Below are 20714 nucleotides of genomic sequence, written 5' to 3' on the forward strand. Positions count from 1 at the left end.
CCACGCCACTGCGTTGACGCACTGCCACGGGAGTGACAGCACGGAGCCCCTTCCAGGTGACCCTGCGATGTTCACCGGCACATCAGCCCCCGACGCCGTCCGGCGGGGCGGGGTCGACCCAGGCCCGCGAACGGCCCGTGACGACGACCGGGGCGAGCACCCGGTCGTGCCGCCGGCGCCGTACCGGCCCGCGGTGTCCGCGTTCCCCGCGGGTCTCGGCGATCAGCATGTCGACACAGCCCAGCAGGTCCTCTTTCTGCGCGGCCCGGCGGATACGCTGGGCGGCGCTGCCGTCCGCGAGGGCTTCCTCGGTCAGCTCCCGGACGGTGTCCCAGTCCGAGTGGGTCTCCAGCGCGGGCCGCAGCCGCCGCAGGAGATTGCGTACGACCTGGTGGGCGGGCGCCTCCTGGTGGGTCTCGGGGTCCACCAGGGTGCCTTCGAGCCCGGAGCGGGCGGCCCGCCAGGACGCGCCGCGCAGCCACTCGTGCCGGCCCGCGCAGCCGGGCGAACCGGTCTCGCGCAGTCGCTCGCGGGCCTCGGTCACCAGGGCGCGGAAGAGCCCGGCGATCAGGACGACGGTCTCCGGCCGGGGGCAGGCGTCACAGGTGCGCAGTTCCAGCGTCGGCAGATGGTCGGAGGGGCGGACGTCGTAGTAGATCATCCCGGCGTCGCTGATGATCCCGGCCCGCACGAGCTCCTCCACGGCCGCGTCGTACTCGGCCGCGTTGGGATAGCAGCCGACCGGGCCGGCGGTGGGCCAGCGCTGCCACAGCAGGGTGCGCCAGCTCGCGTATCCGGTGTCGGCGCCCTGCCAGAACGGTGAGCTGGCGGAGAGGGCCAGCAGCACGGGCAGCCAGGGCGAGACCTCGCACATCACGCGTACGGCGGTGTCGCGGTCGGGTACGTCCACATGGACCTGGGCGCCGCAGATGAGCTGCTCGTCGGCGACCTTGCGGTACTCGTCGGCCATGTGGCGGTAGCGTGCCCCGGCGGTGAGGCGGGCCAGGGCGGCGGACGCCAGGGGGGCGGTGCCGGCGGCCACCACGGCCAGGCCCAACGAGGAGGCGGCCGCGTCCAGTTGCCGTCGGGTGCCGGTGAGGTCGGCGTACAGGTCGGGGAGGGACGCGTGCACCGCGCTGTTGGACTCCACCGTGCACTGATGCAGTTCGGTCGTGAAGGTGCGTCTGGGAAGCCGCCGCAGCAGCGCGTCGGCACGCGGGACGAGCCTTCCGCTCTCCACCTCCAGGACGTGGAACTCCTCCTCCACTCCGATGCACACGGTCACGATCGCTCCTAGGGATCCGAGAGCTTGCCCGCGGGGTGGGGATCGCCCGGCCCCGGGGGATGCGGCGGCTTGTGGTGCTTTCTGGGTTCCCACCTTTCGGACAGGTAAGCTCCATTTGCGCATATGAGCCGCTGGTCTCGCAGATGAGCAGGTTGGGTCGGCCGACGGCCGTGACCTCGGGGCCACGGCCCTGCTCGTGGACGATCGTCGTCTCCAGGATGGAGGAGACACCGCGCAGCAGCCAGTTGACGCCGTCGGATCACCACGCACGGCCGCCGCGCACCCGCCTCAGAGCACGGCTCCCGTCTCGGCCGCCAACGTCTCCAGCAGACGGTCCTGGAACGCCTCGTCGTGGACCGCGGGGTGCGGCCGCGTCCGCTGCCGGTGGTACCAGTAACCGCCGGTGGTCAGGGCCTCGGGTTCGTCGCCGACGGCGAGCCACTCCTGCGTCCGATCACCGAGTTCGAGGTCGTCCGGCGCGTGGGGCCCGCCCATCCTGGTCGGCACCCACCCCGGATCCACGGCGTTGCTCAGCACCCCCGGCCGCAGGCGGGCCACGGCGGCCGCGAGGGCCGTGACGTACAGCTTGCTGTCGGCGTACGAGCCGGCGCGCCCGCCCCGCCAGTCGACCCGGTCCAGCGTGGGGCGCCCGTCGAAGTGCGAGCCGCTGCTCAGGTACACCAGCCGGCGCGGCCCGTCCAGCAGGGCCGTGAGCAGATACGGCGCGATGACGTTGACCGGCATCACCGCGGGTCCGCTCCACACACCGGCGTTGTGGATGACCGCGTCGAGCGGTTCCGCGTCGTTCAGTTCGGCGGCGACGCGCCGTACGGCGGCACGCTCGACGAAGTCGCCCACGACGAGGCCGGCCCCGCGCTCGACCAGCGGGCGCAGGAGCGCCGCGCGCTCCTCGCTGCGGGCGTGCACCACGACACCGTGGCCCGCGGACAGCAACGCGTCCGCCGCGGCCCGCCCGAGACCCTCCACGGAGCCGGTCACCAGGACGCGGCTCACGAGGGCACCGTCGTGCCGGCTTCGAGGGCCTCGTGGTCGAACCAGTCGAAGTGCACGGTTCCGGCCGAGGCGTACAGGCCGATGACCCGGCCCGTGAAACCGCCGGCGACCTCCGTGGACAGGTAACGGCCGTCCAGAGCGGCCAGTTCGAGGTACGTCCCGGCCTCGTCCTCCACGCCGAGGGTGACGGTGTCCGGTCCTTGGCGGGCGTCGGTGACCTGCCGGGTGACGGCCGTGTCGACCCTGAGGACCACCGGGCCGGGCGGGGTCCGGTGGGAGGCCACCTCCGAGCGGAACGGGCCGACGCGGGCGAGGACCCGGATCTGTCCGGGCGTCGCCTCGATCTCGTAGTGGTGCTCCTCGTCGAGTCGTACGGCCAGACCCCCGCGCCCCTCGGCCGGGTCGGCCAATGCCCGTGTGCGGCAGGAGAGATGCTGCTGGCGGCGGCCGACGAAGGTGACCTCGGGGTCGTCGAGGGACTCCCCTCGGGCGTGCAGGCTCAGCCACCCGGCCCGTTCCCCGGTGGTGTGGCTCTCGGCGGGGCGGGAGCGGAGCGAGATCCAGCCGACGGCGAGTTCGCCGAGGTCGAAGTCGTCCCGGACGGGCACGGCGGCGGGCTCCTGGAGCGGCCAGGGCGGCGAGGCCATGGTGGTCGACACCTCGCCGACGACCGGCCAGTCGTCGACCCAGGTCACCGGGGCCAGGAAGGTCTCCCGGCCGAGGATGTGCCAGCCGGGTGTGCCGCCCTGCGGCCGGACGCCGAGGAACACCATCCACCACGAGCCGTCCGGCCCCTGCACCAGGTCCCCGTGGCCGGTGTTCTGGACGGGGTGGTCGGTGCCGCGGTGGGTCAGGATCGGGTTGGCCGGGCAGGGCTCGAAGGGGCCCTCGGGGGTGCGGCCACGGGCGATGGAGACGCCGTGGCAGCGCTCGGTACCGCCCTCGGCGATGAGCAGGTACCAGTACTCGCCGATCCGGTAGAGGTGCGGCGCCTCCGGGGCCTTGGCGCCGGGCGCGCCGGACCAGAGGCGGCGCGGCTCGCCGAGCGTCTCTCCGGTGTGCGGGTCGATGCGGACCTGGCTGACTCCGGCGACCGTGCACCAGCAGTTGCCGTCGTCGTCCCAGGCGAGGTCCGGGTCGATGCCGTGCACACCGGGCAGCCTGATCGGATCGGACCAGGGGCCGGCCGGGTCGGTGGCCGTGAAGAGCAGATTGCCGTCGCCGCTCACGTTGGTGACGATCAGCCAGAAGCGGCCCTCGTGATGGCGCAGGGTGGGCGCGTAGATGCCGCCGGACGAGCGGGTGCCGGGCGGCAGGCGCAGCTGACCGGGCCGGTCGAGGGCGTTGCCGATCTGGGTCCAGTGCACGAGGTCACGGCTGTGGAAGACGGGCACGCCGGGGAAGTACTCGAAGCTGGAGCACGCGAGGTAGTAGTCCTCCCCCGCCCGGCAGATGCTCGGATCGGGGTGGAAGCCGGGGATCACGGGGTTGTCGATGGTCGTGCCCTTCCGTTCGCCAGCAGCGTGAGAAAGTTTCGCGATGTCTCACGAATAGTTTCCAACGGAGGCTAGTCAGTGGCCCCGTCGGGGTCAATGACCCTTGGGCGGCGCCGTGCTGGCCCGGACCGTCAGTGTCGTGGCGATCTCCAGGCCGACCTGGGGGGCCTCCTCGCCGCGGCCGAGGGTGAGGGCCAGTTCGGTCGCGGCCACGGCCATCTCGGTGAGCGGCTGGTGGACCGTGGTCAGGGGCGGGTCCACCCAGGCCACGACCGGCAGGTCGTCGAAACCGACGACGCTCAGGTCCTCGGGGATGCGCAGGCCGGCCTCGCGGGCCGCCTGGTAGACACCGAGCGCCTGGAGGTCGTTGGCGGCGAAGACCGCGGTCGGGCGGTCGGGCAGCGCCAGCAGGGCGCGGGCCGCGGCGGCGCCGTCCTCACGGGTGAGACCGGCGTGCACGATGATCCCGGGATCGACGGCCAGACCGGCGGCCGCCAACGCGGAACGGTAGCCGTCGAGCCGGGCGGCACAGCACAGCTGCCCCTCGGGTCCGCTGATCATCGCGATGCGGCGGTGCCCGAGTTCGGTGAGGTGACGGGTCGCGGTCCGACCGCCGGACCAGTTCGTGGCCCCCACGTACGGGACGTCGTCCGGCAGTTCCACGATCGGGTCGAAGACGACGAACGGGATCCCCTTCGCCGTCAGCTGCTCCCGCTCGGCCTCGGAGAGCTGCGCCACGGACAGCACACAGTTCGGCCTCCGGGAGACCGTGTCCTCCCAGGCCGGCGCCTTGCTGTCGTGCAGGCCGAACTCGGACACCATGACGCCGAGGCGGTGCTGGCGGGCCACGCGCTCCACACCCCGGATGATCTCGACCGCCCACATGTCCTTGAGCTCACGGAACACGAGCTCGACGACGTTGCTGCGGTTGCTCCCGGCCGGCTTGCGGTAGCCGTACCGGTTGATCAGCTCCTCGACGCGGGCGCGCGTGTCCGCGGACACCCCGGACTTTCCGTTGAGCACCTTGGACACGGTCGGCACCGACACACCCGCCGACTCGGCGATGTACGCGATCGTGACCGACTTGGGCGCCGCACGCTCCTCGCGCTCCCGATCCGCCGGTCCCTCTGCTGCGTTGTCCGCCACGGTGGCCTTCCCGATCATCGAACCGCTCGTCCGGCGCCGCACTGGTGCGCCGGGGCATTCTCGCATCTCTTTACCGACGGACCCGTGGCCCTTGACACCTCGCCATGTTAATTTCTCCGCCGCGCTCAACGAAAGTTTCTCTCAGCCGACACCTCAGCCGGCTCGCGATGCCGAGCCGCCCCCACCGGAAGGTGCATGTGTTGACGACGCGACCGGCAAGATCCTTCTCCGCACTGCTCCCGTCCCGGCGCCGCGCCGGCGCACTGCTGGCGCTTCTCCTGGCGATGGCGCTCCTCCCCCTGTTGCCCGCCACCGCCCGGGCCGCCGATCCGCCCGTGCCGCCGCCCAGCGCCCCGGCCGCCCGCAGCGCGGTGGCGGCCATGCAGCCCGGCTGGAACATGGGCAACACCTACGACGCCATCCCCGACGAGACCTCCTGGGGCAACCCGCCCGTGACCAGGGAACTCCTCCGGAAGGTCAGGGCCCAGGGCTTCAAGAGCATCCGCCTGCCCGTCACCTGGGGCACCCACCAGGGCGCCGCCCCCGACTACCGGATCGACCCGGTCTGGATGGCGAAGGTACGGCAGGTCGTCGACTGGGCCCTTGAGGAGAACCTGTACGTCCTGCTCAACATGCACCACGACTCGTGGATGTGGGTCAACAACCTCTCCACCGACCACGACGCCGTCCTCGCCCGCTACAAGGCGACCTGGACCCAGATCGCCGCCGAGTTCCGGAACGCCCCGGCCCGGCTGGTGCTGGAGAGCATCAACGAGCCGCAGTTCAGCAACACCTCCGGCGACGACGAGAACTACCGGCTGCTGGCGGAACTCGACAAGGTGTTCCACACAATCGTGCGGGAGTCGGGTGGCCGGAACACCGACCGGCTGCTCGTCCTGCCCACCCTGTACACGAACTCCGAGCAGGGCCGGCTCGACGCCCTGGCCGCCGAACTCGCCGACCTGCGCGACCCCATGGTGGCCACCACGATCCACTTCTACGGATGGTGGCCGTTCAGCGTGAACATCAACGGCTACACCCGCTTCGACGCCACCTCCGAGCAGGACCTCATCGCCCAGTTCGACCGTGTGCACAACGCCTTCACGGCACGCGGCATCCCGGTCATCGTCGGCGAGTACGCCCTGCTCGCCTACGACCACAACCGCCCCGGCATCATCGAGGCGGGCGAGCAGCTCAAGTACTTCGAGTTCCTGGGCGCCCACGCCCGCGAGCGAAAGCTCACCACGATGCTGTGGGACGCCGGTCAGTTCCTGAACCGCAACACCCTGCAGTGGCGCGACCCCGACCTGTTCGCCCAGATCAGGTCGAGCTGGACGACCCGCTCCGGAACCGCCTCCACCGACCAGGTGTTCCTGTCGAAGTCGGGTCCCATCACCGGGCAGACGCTCACCCTGAACCCCAACGGCACCGACTTCCAGGGACTCAGGCACGGCAGCCGCACCCTCGTGCAGGGCAGGGACTACACCCTCTCCGGCGACCAGCTCACCCTGACGGCCGCCGCGCTGACCGAACTGGCCGGTGACCGGGCGTACGGGGTCAACGCCACGCTGGAGGCCAGGTTCTCCCGCGGTGTCCCGTGGCGGATCAACGTCCGCACCTTCGACACCCCGGTGCTGTCGAGCGCCTCCGGAGACACCACCGGGCTGACCATCCCCACCCGGTTCCGCGGGGACATGCTGGCGACGATGGCGGCCAAGTACGACGACGGCAGCAACGCCGGCCCGGCGGACTGGGCCGACTTCCAGCAGTGGGACGCCTCCTTCACGGCGTACACCGACGACGCCATCAAGCTCACCCCCGAGTTCGTGAAGTCACTGAAGGACGGCTCCCGGGTGACGCTCACCTTCCACTTCTGGAGCGGCGACACGGTGACGTACCACGTCACCAAGTCCGGCGACACGGTGACCGGTACGAGCCGGTAGGCGACTTCCGGGACCCCGGAGATCCCGGCCCCGCCCACCCTGAGCGGGCGGACGGGGCCGGGCTTAGCTGTCAACGCAGCGTGCTGGTCAGGGAGTAGTGGCCCGGCGGCAACTGGAACGAGGCCGTGCCGTCCGTGTGCCCCAGCGGCCGTACGCCGTCCACCCGGGCCAGCGGTGTACGTCCCTCACGGACGGAGTCCGCCGAGAGGGCCGGGACACGCAGGGTCGCCCGGCTGTTCGCGGGAACCGTCACCTCGTAGGCGAGGGTCTTGCCGCCGTCCGTCACCCGCCACTCGCTCCTGATCTCGCCGTAGGGCGACTCGTGCGAGCCCTTGACGTGCGTGATCCTCCCGGTGGGGTCGAGATGCGGCTGGAGGACGAAGTCCTTGAAGCCGGGGCTCTCCGGGTCGCGGGAGATGCCCGCCATGTAGGCGTACATCCACTCCATGATCGCGCCGTAGGCGTAGTGGTTGAAGGAGTTCATGCTGACCGGGCCGAACCCGGCCTGCGCGGAGTAGGAGTTCCAGCGCTCCCAGACCGTGGTGGCACCGTTCCTGACCGAGAACAGCCAGGACGGCATGGCGTCCTGGTGGAGCAGTGCGTACGCCAGGTCGGCGCGGCCCTGCAGCTGCCAGCTGTTCACCTTCCGGTCGGCCGGCGACGGAGCCTGGACCGTCAGGAACGTCAACAGTAATCTCAACCTGGATGTCCGCGACTCCTCCAGCGCCGCGGGTGCCGCAGTCGTCCAGAACACGGTCTCCAGCGCCGACTCCCAGAAGTGGACCCTCAGCGACGCGGGCGACGGCTACTACCGGCTCCGGAACGTGAACAGCACGCTCGTCGCCGGTATCGCACAGTCGTCCACCGCCGACGGCGCGGCCGTCATCCAGTGGAACAGCGTCAGCGTCGACGACCAGCTCTGGAAGATCGTCCGTATCAACTGACCCCCCGGTCCGGGCTCGCCGTCAAGGCGGCGAGCCCGGCTTCATTGAATCGATTCAACCCCTCAGAAGGTGCCCAATGCAGTGCATCCCACGCCGGTCCGTCCTGCGGTCCGCCATAGCCGTCGCCCTTGCTCCCACCCTCGGTTCGGCGCTCCTGCCGGGGCTCGCACCCGGGGCGTCCGCCGCCGTCTCCTGGACCGCGAAATGGATCTGGGCGCCGTCCAGCACGACGAACCAGTGGGTGGCGTTCCGGAGATCGTTCACCTTGGGCGCGGCTCCGTCGAAGGCGGTGACCCAGATCGCCGCCGACTCGAAGTACTGGCTGTGGGTCAACGGCACGCTGGTGGTCTTCGAGGGAGGGCTCAAGCGGGGTCCCAACCGCACGGACACGTACTACGACGAGATCGACCTCGCGCCCTACCTGAAGAGCGGGAGCAACACGGTCGCCCTGCTGGTCTGGTACTTCGGCAAGCAGGGCTTCTCGCACAACAGCAGCGGCAGGGGCGGTCTGCTGTTCCAGTCCGACATCCAGGCCGGCTCGACGACCACCCGGCTGGTCAGCGACACCAGTTGGAAGCACACCGTCCACCCCGGCTACTCGAACAACACCAGCGGCACCCAGGTCAACTTCCGGCTTCCCGAGTCCAACATCTTCTACGACGCCCGAGCCGCCGCCGTCGTATCGGGCTGGCGCTCCCCCGGCTTCGACGACAGCGGCTGGACGGCGCCGACCGAATACGGTGCCGCGGGCGCCGCGCCCTGGAACACCCTCGTGGAGCGGCCGATCCCGCTGTTCCGCTACTCCGGTCTGAAGTCCTACACCAACGCCGCCTCGCTGCCGTCCACGGGCCAGGGCTCCACCGCGATCTCGGCGACCTTGCCGTCCAACATCCAGGTGACTCCGTTTCTGAAGGTGGACGCTCCGGCCGGTGCGGTGATCGGCATCCAGACCGATCACTACGACGACGGCGCGGGCCTCGTCGGCATCGAGCCGGGGACGCAGTACAACATGCGCGCCACCTACGTCTGCGCCGGCGGGGTCCAGGAGTTCGAGCCGCTGGCCTGGATGAGCGGAACGGCCGTGCGCTACACGATCCCGGCCGGCGTGACGATCCTGGAGTTGAAGTACCGGGAGTCCGGCTACGACACCGACTTCGCCGGGTCGTTCCGCAGCAGCGACCCGTTCCTGGACACCCTGTGGGGCAAGGCCGCCCGCACCATGTACGTCAACATGCGCGACAACTACATGGACTGCCCGACCCGCGAGCGCGCCCAGTGGTGGGGCGATGTGGTCAACCAGCTCAAGGAGGGCTTCTACACCTTCGACACCCGCTCCCACGCGCTCGGCGAGAAGGCCATCGCGCAGCTGGCGGCCTGGCAGAAGGACAGCGGGGCGCTGTACTCCCCGGTCCCGACGACCATCTGGACCGCTGAACTCCCCGTGCAGATGCTGGCCTCGGTGTGGTCGTTCTGGACCTATTACCTCTACACCGGTAACGCCGATGCCGTCACCGTCGCCTATCCGGCGGTGAAGAGATACCTGAACCTGTGGAGCCTGGACGGCGACGGTCTGGTCAACCACCGTGCCGGTGACTGGGACTGGGAGGACTGGGGCTCCGACATCGACGCCCGTGTCCTGGACAACTGCTGGTACTACCTGGCCCTGGACACCGCCGCCAAGCTGGCCGACCTCAGCGGCAACAGCGGTGACGTGGCCGGCTGGCAGTCCAGGCGCGACAGCATCAAGGCCAACTTCGACCGCGTCCTGTGGAACACGTCCCGCAACGAGTACCGCTCCCCCGGCTACACCCGCGACTCCGACGACCGCGCCAACGCCCTCGCCGTCGTCGCAGGCCTGGCCCCGGCCTCCCGCCACCGCGCGATCACCGAGGTGCTGCGCAACCACCTCAACGCCAGCCCCTACATGGAGTTCTACGTCCTGGAGGCGCTCTACCTCATGGGCGCCGCCACCGTCGCCGAGGAGCGGATGCGCAACCGCTTCGCCGCCCAGGTCACCGACCCCGACTGCTACACGCTGTGGGAGCTGTGGACCAAGGCCGACGGCACCGACAACCACGCCTGGAACGGCGGACCGCTGTACGCCCTGTCCGCCTACGCCGCCGGCGTACGACCCACCGAGCCCGGCTGGACGGCGTACGAGGTCGTCCCGCAGACCGGCACCCTCACGCGGATCGACACGGTGACCCCGACCGCACGGGGCGACATCCGCTTCGGCATCACCCGTGACGGCGACCAGGCCACCCTGACCCTCACCTCCCCGAGCGGCACGACCGCACGGGTGGGGGTCCCGACCTACCGTGGCTCCTCGCCAGTGATCAAGGCGAACGGCACCACCGTGTACTCGGGCGGCGCCGCCACCGGCAGCGTCTCCGGCCTCACGTACGCGAGCAAGGACTCCTCCTACGTCTACTTCACTGTGCGGCCGGGGAGTTGGACCTTCACGGTCAGCGGGGCGGGCCGTCTCGACAACCTCGCGCTGGGCCGGCCGGTCAGCGGCGACAACAGCCTGGAGAACGCCGACTGGGGCCGCAACCGGCTCACCGACGGCAAGCTCACCAGCGTGGCCGGCGCCAAGGGGTACACCAGCAACGAGTTCTCCTCCGCCGATGTCAGCGCCACCCCCGTGTGGGTCGAGATCGACCTCGGCGCCGACACCGACCTCGACGCCGTACGACTCTTCCCCCGCACCGACACCGCGGCGGCCGGCGGTGGCACGGCCGGTTTCCCCGTCGACTTCAGCGTCCAGGTCCGGGCCGACGGCGGCACCTCCTACACCACCGTCCGCACCGTCACCGGCCAGCCCGACCCGGACGGGCGCGTACAGACCTACGGCTTCCGCACCACCACCGCCCGCTACGTACGCCTGCGGGTCACCAGGCTCGGCTCCCCGGCCTCCGACGAGGCCGCCAAGTACCGGCTGCAGCTCGCGGAGATCACCGTGCCGACCGCCTCGACGACCGTCACCAGCAACTGCACGCTGGAGAACGGCGACTGGGGCAAGACGCGAGTGCTGGACGGCAACCTCACCAGTGTGGCCGGCGCCAGGGGCTTCACCAGCATCGACTTCCCCGCTGCCGACGTCAGGGACACACCGGTGTGGATCGAGGTCGACCTCGGCGCGGACCGGGCGATCGGGTCGGTCACCCTCCAGCCCCGTACGGACACCGGTGGCGCCGGCGGTGGCACCGCGGGCCTCCCGGTCGACTTCACGTTGCAGACCCGGGCCGACGGCGGCACCTCCTACACCACCGTCCGCACCGTCACCGGCCAGCCCAACCCCGGCGGAACCGCGCAGACCTACGCCCTCACCTCCGCGACCGGCCGCTATCTGCGTCTGAAGGCCACGAGGCTCGGTGCGCCGGCCACCGACGAGACGGCCAAGTACAGGCTCCAACTCGCCGAGATTCGCGTCGCGTAAGACAACCTTCCCTTCACTCACCTCCGCGGAAATGAGTTCTGAGATGACAGGTTTTCCCACTCGCCGACAAATGCTGAGCGGGACGGCTGGAGGGGTACTCGCCTCGTTGGCGATGACTCAGACGTCCGGTGCCGCGTACGCCGCTGCGACGTACACGGCGCCGAACCCGCGCGTGCGTATCGATCTCAACCGGAGCTGGCGGTTCGTCCGAGCGGACGTCCAAGGGGCGGAGGCGACCGGATTCGACGACTCCGGCTGGTCGTCGGTCAACACGCCGCACACCTGGAACGCCGTCGACGGTGCCGACGGCGGCAACAACTACTACCGGGGCGTGGGCTGGTACCGCCGCCACTACACCGTGCCGTCCGAACTGGCGGGTAAGCGGCTGTACCTGCAGTTCGCCGGCGTCAACCAGGTCGCCGACGTCTGGGTCAACGGCCGGTATCTCGGGCAGCACAAGGGTGGCTACTCCCGGTTCAGGTTCGGTGCCACCGGCGTGCTCGTGCCGGGCGGGGACAACGTGATCGCGGTCAAGGTGACCAACGCCCGGGACACCGGCATCGCGCCGGTCAGCGCCGACTACACCTTCGAGGGCGGCATCTACCGCAATGTGAGTCTGTGGGCCGTCGACGACCTCCATGTGCGGATGGAGGACCACGCCGGCCCCGGCGTCTACCTGCGGCAGAGCGAGGTGACCGCGACGTCGGCCACGGTGACCGTGACGACGAAGCTGTGGAACGACGGCAGCACCACCCGATCGGTGATGGTCCGCAGCGTCATCGCCGACAAGAGCGGGAACGTCGTCGCGGAGGCCGGCAGCAGCGCACAGAGCGTCGCCGCGGGCACCGGCGCGGAGATCAGGCAGACCGTCCGTGTCGACCGCCCGCGCCTGTGGAACGGCCTGGCGGATCCGTATCTCCACAACGCGAGCGTGCCGTTGAGGTGGAAGCCGGTTTCGGGATGCACACCGTCCGGATGGCGCACTACCAGCATGACCAGAAGGACTACGAACTCGCCGACGAACGCGGGGTGATCGTCTGGGCGGAGATCCCGCTGGTCAACTCCGTCACCGACTCGGCCGCCTTCACCACCAGCACCCAGAACCAACTGCGTGAGCTGATCAAGCAGAACTACAACCACCCGTCGATCGTCTTCTGGGGCATCGGCAACGAACTCACCGACTACAACGGCACCGCCACGAACACGCTGCTCGCGTCACTGGCCGACATCATCGAGGCCGAGGACCCGGACCGGCTCTCCACCTATGCGGTGCGCAGCGAGGACGCCGACGACGCACAGTCGGGGCTGCACACGCGGACCACGGGCTTCAACAAGTATCTCGGCTGGTACTACGGCTCCAAGGACGGCGAACTCGGTGCCTGGGCCGACAACCTGCACAGGAACGCCCCCTCCCGCAGGATCGGCATCTCGGAGTACGGCGCCGGCGCCAACACCGCGCAGCACGCCCTCGACCCGGCGAAGCCCGAACCGGGCGGATCCTGGCACCCCGAGGAGTACCAGTCGCTGTTCCACGAGGCGTACTGGAAGCAGATCGCCGCCCGTCCCTACATCTGGGGCGCGTTCGTCTGGGCCATGTTCGACTTCGCCTCCGACGGCCGCAACGAAGGAGGCCGGCCCGGGATCAACGACAAGGGCCTGGTCACCCACGACCGGCAGATCCGCAAGGACGCCTTCTACTGGTACAAGGCCAACTGGGCGTCCACGCCGACCCTTCACATCACGAGCCGTCGCTGGACCCGGCGCACCGACGCCACCACCGAACTCAAGGTCTACTCCAACGCGGACAAGGTCTCCGCCACCCTCAACGGCACGGCCCTGACCACCCTGAGCAGCGGCGACCGCATCTTCAAGTGGCCCGGCATCGTCCTGAGGCCCGGCGAGAACACCGTGGAGGTGACCGCGACCATCAACGGCTCCACGTACACCGACAGCGTCGTCTGGACGCTCGGCTGAGAAGTACGCGCAGTGGAGCCAGGAACGTCCTGGCTCCACTGCGTGGTGCGGGTGTGTCACTGGAACTGCGCGAAGAACCTCCAGATCTCTGCCTTGGTCCAGGTGGCGACGCCACTGTCGCCGGTGGAGCCGTCGACCGGACCGGGTATGTGGCCTCCGTCGAACGCGGCCCACTGGACCGGGTATCCGGCGCGGCAGCCCGAGTAGGTGGTGGTGATGTGCGTTCGGCTGCCGGGCCCGGGCTCGCGCGGGCTCTGGGCGGCGCAACCGTTGTTACCGGCGAACCTGTCGCGCAGGGACCGTCCTTGCGCGATGTTGAGGACGTTGTCGCTGATGCCGTGGATTCCGAAGTAGGCGATGGGCTGGGAGCCGCCGCTGCACCCGCTGATCTGAGCGCCGGAGATGACCGCGACGGCCCTGAAGACGTTCGCCCGGCTGCAGGCGAGTGCGTAGCTCATACCGCCGCCCCAGCTGAACCCCGTGGCGAAACGCTGTGCCGGGTTCACACAGAGGCCGCCCTCGATGCGCCGGATCATGTCGTCGACGAAGGTGACGTCCTCACCACCCGAATTGGCCCAGCCGTTGCCGAGGCCCTGGGGGGCGACGAGGATCGCGGTGTTGTTCGACTGTTCCTGTTGGCCGTAGTACGACCAGGTGTTTCCGCTCGTGCCGCCCGAGGCGACCTCGCCGGCGGTTCCGCCCCGCCAGTGGAACGCGAAGATCAGCCGGTAGCGGTGGCTGTTGTCGTAGTTGGCGGGGACCCTGAGGATGAAGCTGCGGCTCTTGCCGCCGCTCTGGATCGTGTGCGTACCGCTCGTCAGAGTCGGTGCGCTGCCGCATGCGCCACCGCCGCCGCCACCGGACGACAGCTTGACCATCTGCCATTGCTGGTTGGCGCCGCCCCAGTCGGAGTACTGGACGACGCTGCCGCCGTCGGCGGTGGAGGCGCCCTGCACCTCCACCGCCTTGCCGCTGGTGCGGTTGATCAGCCGGACGTGGCCCGCGTCGGAGTCGGCCAGGCGGAACTGCTGGTTGGCCCCGTTGTGGTCGGCCCACTGCTGGATCGCGGCACCGTCCGTGGTCGAGGCGCCTGCCACGTCGAGAACCTTGTCCGAGTGCCGGGCCTTGAGGCGGTAGAAGCCGTCGCCGGAGGCCACGAACTGCCACTGCTGGTTGGCTTGGTCGCTGCGCGTCCACTGGCTGACCCGCGCGCCGTCGGCGGTAGACGCGCCGGAGACATCCAGGGCCTTGCCGCTGTTGCGGTTGACCAGGACGTACCAGGCATTGGTGTCCACCGTCGCCGCCTCGGCGGGCGCCGGATTCGCCACGGTGAGCATGCCGATCGCGAGGGTCGCGGCCACCAGCGCGGCGACCCGGGACCACCAGCGATGGCGTAAGGGAGGGGCGGAGGAAACCGCACCGTAGGCCGTCATCGATTCACCCTTTCGTCTGTGACAGGTCCCATCAGGTGCGGGTCCAGCGTTGGTTGCTGCCGCCCGAGCAGGAGTAGAGCTGGATCAGGGTGCCGTTGGCGGTGCCGCTTGCGGCCGCGTCGAGGCAGAGGCCGGACTGGACGCCGACGATGGATCCGTTGGAGTCGAGGCGCCATTTCTGGTTGTCGCCGCCCCAGCAGCCGTAGATCTGGACCTTGGTGCCGTTGCCGGTGCCGGCGGCGTCCAGGCACTTGTTGCCGTAGACCCTGAGCTCGCCGGCCGCGGTGTACGTCCACTGCTGGTTGGTGCCGCTGTGGCAGTCCCACAGCTGGAGCTGGGTGCCGTCGGTGGTGCTGGCGTTGGGCACGTCCAGGCAGCGGCCCGAACCGACGCCCTTGATCGTTCCGCCGTCCGAAGGAGGCGTGGTGGAGCCGCCGTTGAGTGCGTTGAGGACGGCGGTGTAGGCGGGCTTCTTGCTGCCGTCGCCGTTGAACAGCAGCGGCGTGTGCTCCGGTCGCCAGGAGTCGGAGTCGCGCACACCCCAGACGGTGATGCCGAGGCAGCGCGGCACGGCCAGACAGTCGTTGGTCACGGCGGCGTAGGTCGAGGCCGGGGCGCCCTGGATGTCGAGTTCGGTGATGGCCACGTCGACGCCGAGGGCGGCGAAGTTCTGCAGGGTGGTGCGGAAGTTGCTGTTGTAGGGGCTGCCGCTGTTGAAGTGCGACTGGAAGCCGACACAGTCGATCGGTACGCCGCGCTGCTTGAAGTCCCGGACCATGGCGTACATGGCCTGGGTCTTGGCCCAGGTCCAGTTCTCGACGTTGTAGTCGTTGTAGCAGAGCTTGGCGGCCGGGTCGGCGGCGCGCGCGGTGCGGAAGGCGACCTCGATCCAGTCGTTGCCGGTGCGCTGCAGGTTGGAGTCGCGGCGGGCTCCCGAACTGCCGTCGGCGAAGGCCTCGTTCACGACGTCCCACTGGACGATCTTGCCCTTGTAGTGAGCCATCACGCCGTTGATGTGGTTGATCATCGCCTGGCGCAGCGTGCTGCCGCTGAGGCTCTGCATCCAGCCGGGCTGCTGGGAGTGCCAAGCCAGGGTGTGGCCGCGCACCTGCTTGCCGTTCTGCACCGCCCAGTTGTAGACGCGGTCACCGGCGGTGAAGTTGAACTGGCCCCGCTGCGGTTCGGTGGCGTCGATCTTCATCTCGTTCTCGGCCGTCACCGAGTTGAACTCACGGCCCGCGATCGTCGTGTACGCCGAGTCGCCCAGCCTGCCCGAGGCGATGGCGGTACCGAAGTAGCGGCCGCTCTGCGCCGCCGCGGCGCCGAGCGTGCTCTCGGCGGCGTGTGCGGTCGGCGGCGCGACCAGCGCGGCGACCACGCCTAGGGCGGCGACGACCAGCGTCAGCAGCAGGCCGTGGATCTTCCGACGCACAAGGGGTCTGGCAAGGGCGTACAGGCCCATGACTGTGCCTCCAAGGTGGACATCGAGGAATGACTGAAGCGCAGGGGAAAGCGTCGTCCGCTCCCACTCGGCGGACGGACGGGGGCGGGGCGGGGCGGAATCCGGACAGCACGGAGTGAGATGCGCTGGTGGGAACCGGCCGACGCGGTTCGAGATCTCGAACTACGGTCGGTCACCCAGTGAGGGAGGTTGAGGATTGACGGTGAATCGTCAATACTCGCCGCCGAGAAAGTTTCAGCTCAAGGATCGAAACATTCGAATCCGTTGTCGAGCGGGGATCGCGAACTTCGGGAGCACTTCCGGTAGGCACGACAGCTCCCCAGGCCCACAAACGGAGGAGCTGTTTGCGGACAGATCAGCTACAGCCCTTGACCAGAGGCCCTCACATTCCTAGCTTGTGGCGTCAAGGTTCGGGAAGCTCTTCGAATGTTTCGAAAGAGTCCCTGCCCTGGTTCGGCCGCTCCGCGATTCCTCGGCGCCACCTCACCCCGCCCCCAAGGAGGCCCTCTGATGTGGTTTCGCCACCCGTCCCCGGTTCGCCCAAGACGCTTACTCGTCGCCCTTGCGCCCTTGCTGCTCGTGGCCACCTTCCTCGGTGCCCAGCCCGCCGCCGCGGCGACCGTCGACCCCAACGCCTCGTACGTACTGGTCAACCGCAACAGCGGCAAAGCCCTGGACGTCTACAACCTGGCGACCGGCGACGGCGCCCGCATCACCCAGTGGACCAGGAACGACCAGAACCAGCAGCAGTGGCAGTTCGTCGATGCCGGGGGCGGCTACTACCGCATCAAGTCCCGGCACTCCGGCAAGGTCCTGGACATCCACAACTGGTCCACCGCGAACGGCGGTTCGATCGTCCAGTGGACCGACCTGAACGCCACCAACCAGCAGTGGCGGCTGGCCGACAGCTCCGACGGGTACGTGCGGCTCATCTCGCGCCACAGCAACAAGGCCCTCGAAGTACAGGGCGCGTCCACCGCCGACAACGCGAACATCGTCCAGTACGACGACTGGGGCGGCAGCAACCAGCAGTGGCAGCTCGTCAAGGTCGGCGCCGACAACCCCGGCACGTGCGAGCTTCCGTCGACATACCGCTGGACATCAACGGGCGCGCTGGCACAGCCCAAGCCCGGGTGGGTCTCGCTCAAGGACTTCACCGTCGTCCCCTACAACGGCAGGCAACTCGTCTACGCGACGACGCACGACACGGGGACGCGCTGGGGCTCGATGAACTTCGGCACGTTCACCAACTGGTCGGATATGGCCTCGGCCAGCCAGAACACGATGTCGAACTCCACCGTCGCGCCCACGCTCTTCTACTTCGCGCCGAAGAACATCTGGGTGCTCGCCTACCAGTGGGGTAGGACCGCCTTCTCCTACCGGACGTCGAGCGACCCCACCAACCCGAATGGCTGGTCAGCCGAGCAGCCGCTCTTCACCGGAAGCATCTCCGGCTCCGGAACAGGACCCATCGACCAGACGCTCATCGCCGACGGGACGAACATGTACCTGTTCTTCGCCGGCGACAACGGCAAGATCTACCGGGCCAGCATGCCGATCGGGAACTTCCCGGGGAGCTTCGGCTCGTCGTACACGACGATCATGAGCGACACGACGAACAACCTGTTCGAAGCCCCGCAGGTCTACAAGCTCCAGGGCCAGAACCGCTACCTCATGATCGTCGAGGCGATCGGCTCGCAGGGCCGCTACTTCCGCTCGTTCACGGCCACCAGTCTGAACGGCTCATGGACACCCCAGGCCGCGACCGAGAGCAATCCCTTCGCCGGCAAGGCCAACAGCGGCGCCACCTGGACCAACGACATCAGCCACGGCGAACTGATCCGCACCAGCCCTGACCAGACCATGACCGTCGATCCCTGCAATCTGCAGTTGCTCTACCAGGGGCGCAGCCCCAACTCGGGTGGCGACTACGGCCTCCTGCCCTACCGTCCGGGTCTGCTGACACGACAGCGCTGACGGTTGCGACACGGTCCGGCTCCGGAAGGGAGCCGGCACGGCGGGCTCGGCGAAAGGGCCGAGCCCGCCCGGCGCGTGCGGTGGTCGTCCTGCTCGCGTGATACGTCCGCGGCGGGCTTCGGAGCACGATGGCGCATATCGCGCCCCGAAGAATGGCTCGTCATGTCGGTGGAGTACACCTGGTTCGCCCTGTAGGAAGGTCGAGTAAGAGTGGCAGCACGTCTGCGCCAACTCAAGGTGATACGAAAGGTCGACAACCGGGGCATGACCTCTACATCCTTCAACCCCCATGCGCTGCTCGCGAAGAGCCCGATCGGTGTGCTTGCGACCATCAAGGCGGATGGGCGGCCCCAGCTCTCCCCCGTCCAGCCGTTCTATGACGAGTCGGCGAGCGTGATCCATGTGTCCACCAGCGCGGGCGCGGCAAAGGTGGCGAACCTGCGGCGGGACGCCCGGGCCACGCTGGAGGTGACCAGCCCCGACGGCATGTCGTGGGCCACCGCCGAAGGCATCGCCACGCTCACCGGTCCGGGCACCGACCCCCACGGGCCCGAGGTGGAGGCGCTGGTGAACTACTACCGGCTCGCCGCCGGGGAGCACCCGGACTGGGACGAGTACCGGGCGGTGATGGTCTCCGACCGCCGGGTGCTCATCACCATGACGGTCGACCATGTCTACGGGGCCGACATCAGCTGACGGGACGGCAGGCGCGGGACGGCCCCGCGTTCACGGGAGCGGCCGTCGGCCCCCGGACCCGACCAGGTCCGGGGGCCGACGGCCGTTCCCGCTCTACGTTGTTCGCCTTCGCTGTCCGTGCGCGCCGCCCCCGCTCAGGCGTGCATGTGCTGCAACGTCTCGCCGTCCTGCTTCCGCAGGACCGCGATCAGGTCGCGCAGTCCCTTGTCGGCCCGGGCGATCTCGTCGTCCGTGAGGTACACGGACGGCTCGAAGCGCAGGGTGTTCGTGGCGCTCGCGGTGGGGAAGATGCGGATCGCGTGGACGCGCAGCAGGTAGCCGGCGAAGAGATAGCCGAGGAGGCCCGCCTGCGCCTGGTCGCGGATGATCTCCGAGGTGGACTCGGACTGGTCGTGGAACTCCAAGCCGAGCATCAGGCCCTTGCCCCGGACGTCCTTGACGACGTCGCCGAACTCCTCCCTCAACCGGCCGAGCACCTCGAGGAGTTGGTCGCCGCGCTCGGCGGCCAGCCGGTACGCCCTGCCGTCGTCGGCCTCCAGCAGGTCCACGGTGCGGCCGGCGATGAGGGTGGAGAAGCTGTCCTTGGCGTAGGTGGAGCTGTGGACGAGTTCGAAGTCGGTGCGGTAGCGCGAGCCCCGGATCAGGGTGAGCGCGGCCTTGGCGACGCCGCCGCCGAGACTCTTGGCGAGGGTGTAGTAGTCGCCCTGGAGGCCGAGGTGCGAGCTGGCGAAGAACGCGCCGGAGCGGCCCATGCCGCTCTGCACCTCGTCCACGATGATCGGGCAGTCGATCGTGGCGCAGACCTCCTGGACCCGACGTACGGCGGCCCGGTCGAGGACCCGGATGCCGGCTTCGCCCTGAATGGGTTCGAGGATGAAGGCGCAGATGACGGGCAGTTCCCGTTCGGTCAGGCGGACAACGCCGTCCTCGACGGTGACGTCCAGGACCGTCCTGCGCTCCTCGGCCACGGTCTTCTCCAGCGCGTCCGGCTGGTCGAGCGGCACGAAGCGGCACTGGGCGGCGAGGGCGGTGAACGGGGTGCGGTAGCCGACGTTGTGGGTGAGCTGGACGCTGCCGACCAGCTTGCCGTGGAAGGAGCCCTCCGGGGCCAGAAACACCGGACGGGCGGCCATGCGCTCGCTGTTGGCGGCCCGGACCGCTTCGAGCAGGCGGTCGATGTCGCCGACGTCGCCCGGCTTGGCGTCGGGGCCGAGGAGACCGGCGGCGGCGTCGGTGGCGATGCGGGCGCCGGACCGTACCGCCGCGCGGGCCTCGCCGAGGTGGGCCTCGATCTCCTCCGTCAGCTCGGCCAGCTTCATCACCCGGTCCAGCTCGGCGTGCTTGACGGCCACCTCGACGGCCTCGGCGCCGCTGTTGGCGAAGACCGCCGAGTAGTGCTCGTCGGTGGCGAACTCCCGCTGGAGGATGCCGTTGATCTTCCAGGCGAGGTCGTTGGCGTAAGGGTGCCGGGAGAACTGGGCGTGGATCGGGGTCCCCTGGTCGAGCAGGGCCTTGGCGTAGGCCACGATCTCCGGGTTGTTGTGCCCGAGTATCGTCGAGCCGTAGCCGCCCACCAGGTCGAGGACGGGGATTTCCGTGCCCTGGTCGTCGCGGTAGAAGAGGGTGTTTCCCTGGGAGCGGATGTATTCGACGCCGAGTCCAAGTGAGGACAGCCATCCGGCAAGGTGCGGTTCCGCCAGTTCGATTTTCTCGACCACCGGGTTTTCCTCTCCGATTGTTTTCTGCCCGACCGATGTCGGCAGACCGTAGCATTCACCTTCTCCCACCTGCCGGTTCTGCCGTAATAGGCCAGTAACGTCCCACTCTCCGGTAAGTCTCTGGAACATCTTCGGTAATTGGCCGTTCTCGTGGCGGGTTCATTCCGGAGCGAACGGCACGTTACCG

Annotated in this window: 14 protein-coding genes and 1 pseudogene; 7 read left to right on the top strand and 8 right to left on the bottom strand. The window is 69.2% G+C overall.

What is annotated here, in order from left to right:
• Positions 1-82 precede the first annotated feature (82 nt).
• The 4 genes from L0P92_RS00525 to L0P92_RS00540 form a co-directional block, all read right to left on the bottom strand.
• On the bottom strand, positions 83-1285 hold the full coding sequence (locus L0P92_RS00525; protein ID WP_234760347.1) for a carboxylate-amine ligase: 1203 nt from the start codon (positions 1283-1285) through the stop codon (positions 83-85).
• Between the two features lie 288 nt (positions 1286-1573).
• Positions 1574-2299: an SDR family NAD(P)-dependent oxidoreductase gene (locus L0P92_RS00530; RefSeq protein WP_234760348.1), complete on the bottom strand. Its 726-nt coding sequence runs from the start codon at positions 2297-2299 to the stop codon at positions 1574-1576.
• On the bottom strand, positions 2296-3783 hold the full coding sequence (locus L0P92_RS00535; RefSeq protein ID WP_308289577.1) for a glycoside hydrolase family 43 protein: 1488 nt from the start codon (positions 3781-3783) through the stop codon (positions 2296-2298). The genes L0P92_RS00530 and L0P92_RS00535 overlap by 4 nt, the downstream gene beginning before the upstream one ends.
• Positions 3784-3888: 105 nt before the next feature.
• The gene (locus L0P92_RS00540; RefSeq protein ID WP_234760349.1) at positions 3889-4959 is read right to left on the bottom strand and encodes a LacI family DNA-binding transcriptional regulator; all 1071 of its coding nucleotides are present in this window, start codon (positions 4957-4959) and stop codon (positions 3889-3891) included.
• Between the two features lie 266 nt (positions 4960-5225).
• On the opposite strand from L0P92_RS00540, the gene L0P92_RS00545 reads away from it, so the two are divergent.
• Positions 5226-6884 (top strand): cellulase family glycosylhydrolase, encoded by a 1659-nt coding sequence (locus L0P92_RS00545; protein ID WP_234760370.1) that lies wholly within the window; start codon positions 5226-5228, stop codon positions 6882-6884.
• Positions 6885-6954: 70 nt separating this feature from the next.
• On the opposite strand, the pseudogene L0P92_RS00550 reads toward L0P92_RS00545, so the two are convergent.
• Positions 6955-7509: pseudogene (locus L0P92_RS00550) on the bottom strand (alpha-L-rhamnosidase-related protein); the annotation flags it as partial.
• On the opposite strand from L0P92_RS00550, the gene L0P92_RS00555 reads away from it, so the two are divergent.
• From L0P92_RS00555 to L0P92_RS00570, 4 genes are all read left to right on the top strand, one after another.
• The gene (locus L0P92_RS00555) at positions 7463-7828 is read left to right on the top strand and encodes an RICIN domain-containing protein (protein ID WP_308289579.1); all 366 of its coding nucleotides are present in this window, start codon (positions 7463-7465) and stop codon (positions 7826-7828) included. The pseudogene L0P92_RS00550 and the gene L0P92_RS00555 sit on opposite strands and share 47 nt — an antisense overlap.
• Positions 7829-7904: 76 nt before the next feature.
• Positions 7905-11267: an alpha-L-rhamnosidase-related protein gene (locus tag L0P92_RS00560; protein ID WP_234760350.1), complete on the top strand. Its 3363-nt coding sequence runs from the start codon at positions 7905-7907 to the stop codon at positions 11265-11267.
• A gap of 112 nt (positions 11268-11379) precedes the next feature.
• Positions 11380-12300 carry a sugar-binding domain-containing protein gene (locus L0P92_RS00565; protein ID WP_234760351.1) on the top strand — a complete coding sequence of 307 codons (921 nt, stop codon included), beginning with the start codon at positions 11380-11382 and terminating at the stop codon, positions 12298-12300.
• Positions 12243-13241: a glycoside hydrolase family 2 TIM barrel-domain containing protein gene (locus L0P92_RS00570; protein WP_234760352.1), complete on the top strand. Its 999-nt coding sequence runs from the start codon at positions 12243-12245 to the stop codon at positions 13239-13241. Before L0P92_RS00565 ends, L0P92_RS00570 begins: the two co-directional genes overlap by 58 nt.
• Positions 13242-13297: 56 nt before the next feature.
• On the opposite strand, the gene L0P92_RS00575 is transcribed toward L0P92_RS00570, so the two are convergent.
• Both L0P92_RS00575 and L0P92_RS00580 read right to left on the bottom strand, forming a co-directional pair.
• Positions 13298-14605: an RICIN domain-containing protein gene (locus L0P92_RS00575; RefSeq protein ID WP_234760371.1), complete on the bottom strand. Its 1308-nt coding sequence runs from the start codon at positions 14603-14605 to the stop codon at positions 13298-13300.
• A 100-nt stretch (positions 14606-14705) separates the two neighbouring features.
• Entirely contained in the window at positions 14706-16136 is a 1431-nt protein-coding gene (locus tag L0P92_RS00580) for an endo-1,4-beta-xylanase (RefSeq protein WP_234760353.1), read from the bottom strand.
• 510 nt (positions 16137-16646) lie between these two features.
• Here L0P92_RS00580 and L0P92_RS00585 point away from each other — a divergent pair.
• Together L0P92_RS00585 and L0P92_RS00590 are read left to right on the top strand one after the other, a co-directional pair.
• Positions 16647-18113 carry a non-reducing end alpha-L-arabinofuranosidase family hydrolase gene (locus tag L0P92_RS00585; protein WP_234760354.1) on the top strand — a complete coding sequence of 489 codons (1467 nt, stop codon included), beginning with the start codon at positions 16647-16649 and terminating at the stop codon, positions 18111-18113.
• Positions 18114-18377: 264 nt separating this feature from the next.
• Positions 18378-18809, top strand: coding sequence for a PPOX class F420-dependent oxidoreductase (locus L0P92_RS00590; protein ID WP_234760355.1), 432 nt, complete (start codon positions 18378-18380; stop codon positions 18807-18809).
• 134 nt (positions 18810-18943) lie between these two features.
• Here the strand turns inward: L0P92_RS00590 and L0P92_RS00595 are convergent, their stop codons facing one another.
• Positions 18944-20527, bottom strand: a complete 1584-nt coding sequence (locus tag L0P92_RS00595; RefSeq protein ID WP_234760356.1) for an aspartate aminotransferase family protein — start codon at positions 20525-20527, stop codon at positions 18944-18946.
• Between the last annotated feature and the right edge of the window lie 187 nt (positions 20528-20714).

The sequence above is a fragment of the Streptomyces muensis genome (assembly GCF_021474425.1).
Lineage (GTDB): Bacteria > Actinomycetota > Actinomycetes > Streptomycetales > Streptomycetaceae > Streptomyces > Streptomyces muensis.